This window comes from Streptococcus sp. HMSC072G04, from assembly GCF_001813295.1.
GTDB lineage: Bacteria > Bacillota > Bacilli > Lactobacillales > Streptococcaceae > Streptococcus.
Window position 1 is genome coordinate 1 of sequence record NZ_KV812040.1, and the last position, 1,973, is coordinate 1,973.

Below are 1,973 nucleotides of genomic sequence, written 5' to 3' on the forward strand. Positions count from 1 at the left end.
CCAAAATGGCCAGATCCAGTTAAAGATTTGGTGAACAAAGACGATGTAACACGTACTGTCAAATACGTCTACGAAGATGGCTCTAAAGCGAAAGACGATGTGACAGAAACTCTTCACTTCAAACGCTTCGCATACGTTAACTTGGTAACTGGTCACATCGACTATCGTGAATGGACGACAAGTGATGATACCTTCGATGCAGTGACTTCACCAGTCATCAAGGGCTATACTGCTAATAAATTGGTAGTGCCAGAAGTCAAAGGTGTCAAAGCTGGAGCAGCAGACGTTGAAGAAGTTGTAACATACGTGAAAGATGCTCAAAAAGCGATTATCAAGTATGTCAACGAAAAAGGTAATGTGGAAGTAACACGTGATGTGGTCAATGGTAAGTCAGGTGAAGCAATCAATTATAGTACCTCAGCTAAAATTGATGACCTCCACCGCAAAGGTTATGAATTAGTTAGCGATGGCTTCACAAGTGCAGCCAACAAGAACTTTGACTTTGATGCCAAAGTAGACCAAGAATTCACTGTTGTGGTCCGTGAGCGTATTGTTCCAGTAGGACCAAATGATCCAAATCCTACTCCAGATACTCCTTACGATCCAACTGATCCAAAAACACCAAACTGGCCGAAGACAGTAGATAAGATTCAACCTCGTCGTATCACTGGTACACGTACAGTAAACTACTACGTTGAAGACGGTGATGGAGTACTTGTACCAAAACCAGTTCGTGAACGTGTTGTATTTGAACGGATTGTTCTCGTTAACTTGGTGACTGGAGAAATGACTCCACAAGCTTGGAAATTTGTTAGTGCAACTCCAATCGAAGATGACGCAGCGAACAGACCGGCTGTTCGTACACGTCGTGCTTTGACAGATGCAATTGCTCCCCGTGGTGTAGAAGCAAGTCTTGCGAGTGATACCCCGCGATTTCGCGCACGTAGTGCACGTTTAGAGGATGAAGAAACAGAGGTAACTGCTTTGGCTGCTGATGTAAGTTCAAATTCAGAAGCTGTACTCCCTCCGATTCCATCTCCAGTGGTTCCAGGACACTACACACTTGTAAAAGAAATTGAATCTACCACATTTGATCCTGATGGTACCTTGAATTACAAGTTTGATGTTTATTATAAGAAGCTTGGTCGCATTCAGTTGGTGGATAAAGATGGTAAGGTACTTTCAGAAGTGGTCTACAAGAACAATCTAACGGATGCATCAAGAGCTGATGTAACTCCGGTTCCAGAAATTCCAGCAGCTTACAAGATCAAAGACGGTCAAAAAGTTTTTGGTTATGATACAACAGCTGGGACAGTAGATCCAAATGATCCTGCAGATCTAAATGCAATTGGACGCAATACAACGATCGTAGTGGAACAGAAGTCAGTTGCCCGTCAGGAAACAAAAGTGGTTACTGAAACAATCTTCTACAAGGATGCACTTACAGGAGAAGTTCTAGCTCCAGAACACAAGGACCAAGTAACCTTCCATCGTGAAGTAGTGGTGAATCCTGTGACAAACGAAGTGTTGAGTACAGGCGAATGGACAGCAGAAAATGCTGATACTACTTTTGATGCGGTAACATCACCTGTCCTTGAAGGCTATACTGCAAATCCACTGGTTGTGGAAGAAGTGACTGGTTTGACAGCAGAAAGTAAAGATGTTGTAGCAACTGTTCTCTATACGAAGAACCCAGCTCCAACTCCTGAGCCAAAACCAGAACCTCAACCTCAACCTCAACCACAGCCACGTCCACAACCACAACCACAACCGGAACCTGTAAAACCAGAACCGGTAAAACCGCAACCAGTCAAACAAGAACCAGCTAAGCCAGAAGCTCCTGTGACACCACAAGCTCCAGCGCTTCCTGAAACTGGTGAGGATCAATCCGTTTCAGCAGCCTTGCTCGGTGCGGCACTTGGTATGGTAGGACTTGCGGGTCTTGCAAAACGCAAAAAACGCGAAGACTAAAA

The 1,973-nt window shown here is 44.3% G+C and carries 1 protein-coding gene; it reads left to right on the forward strand.

Annotation, left to right across the window (positions count from 1 at the left end):
* Nucleotides 1–1,971, forward strand: a 1,971-nt coding sequence (locus tag HMPREF2904_RS12005) for a mucin-binding protein (RefSeq protein WP_256263281.1), incomplete at its 5' end; no start/stop codon positions are given.
* Nucleotides 1,972–1,973 lie beyond the last annotated feature (2 nt).